General features: G+C 27.3%; 1 protein-coding gene. It reads right to left on the reverse strand.

Annotated features, from left to right (window positions below):
• Positions 1 to 95 precede the first annotated feature (95 nt).
• The coding region (locus HMPREF9075_RS12525; protein WP_009414968.1) for a DUF5675 family protein at positions 96 to 1381 on the reverse strand (1286 nt) is incomplete at its 5' end.

Consider the following 1381-nt stretch of genomic DNA (forward strand, 5'->3'; position numbering starts at 1 on the left):
GAAATTCATTTTTAATAAAACTGTCAAAATCACAATGTTCTTGTGCATTAGATATTGTGAAACATAAAAAGATTAATAAGCTAATAATAGCAATTTTATTTCTTCTTTCTTTTTTCTTCTTTAGCTCTTTCTTTTTCTCCATCTTCTTTCTCAATTTGTTGTTTAATGTTGTATTCATCTTCGATTTCATTAGTTATTTTAATTTTAATATTTTCTAAACCTCCTTTTTCTTTAATATTTTCTATTATCTTATAGAAAGTATTAATACTACTTATATAAGAAGTAGTTCTAATTATTTTTCCATTTTTATTTTTTATTATTCCTATATCAGGAAGTATACATCCTTCAGAATCTTTTCCAATATTTCCAGCATGAATTAATATATGACGATCAGAAGGAACTTTATTATATAAATTAGGGAATCCATTTTCTAAAACAGGAAAATTTTTATATACATATTTAGTTTTTGGAAACCTTCCTTCTGAATACCAGATAGCATTGTAGTCTCCTTTAGGTATGCGCTTGTCCAATCCCCTTCTTGTTTCGTCATCTCTATAAGGTTCACATATATATCCTTCTAAATGATCAAAGGTAAAAGTTCCAAAAGTAGCACTATATGTATTAAGAAAAACGCTTTTTGTTTTATTTTCTCTATCTGTCCTTGTTTCAACTACATTTTTCTCCCATCTTCTTGTTATATAAATAGTGTTTGTGTCCATTTGAAGAAGTGTGATTTTCATACGATGAAATAGATTTCCTGAATTCAGAGAGCTATTCTTTGAACTAAAGATATCTAAATAAATATCTTCTTTAGCCATTTCTCCTTTAATTTTAATTTTTAGCTCTTTTTTACTATCTTTTGACACTTTAATAGCTTCAGCATTTTTAAATTCTACTTTTGATTGGAGTTTTTCCTCAAAGTTTTTCTGTAATTCGTTTGCTGCTTTTTTCTCTCCATCGCTCAAAGTATTAAGCATAGGGAAAATATAGCCATTTTCAATAGTTCCTACTTTATCAATTTCAAGAAATATGGTCATCTCTTTATATTGTCTTGTTTCCCAAATCTTTTTCTGTTCAAACTCTGTCTTTTTATCTTTATCAATACAAATGCTTATTTTCTTTGATTGGTTTTCATATAGATTTATAACTTGTTTGTCTTTATCATTTACAACTTTATTAATCTTTTTTAGCTGTAACAAAGGTAAGAACTCTTTATCAGCTTCAACCTTCTTTTCTTCTTCCTTATTCTTTTCTCCAACCTTTACTTTTACAGGGCTTTTACTTACTTCAAGCTCTACATTTTTGAAGCTAAGCTCAAAAGCACTTGACTTTTCCTTTCCTACTAATGCTTCTACTTTTATGTAATAATTTTGTGTTTCTG

Source organism: Capnocytophaga sp. oral taxon 332 str. F0381 (assembly GCF_000318275.2).
Taxonomy (GTDB): Bacteria; Bacteroidota; Bacteroidia; order Flavobacteriales; family Flavobacteriaceae; genus Capnocytophaga; species Capnocytophaga bilenii.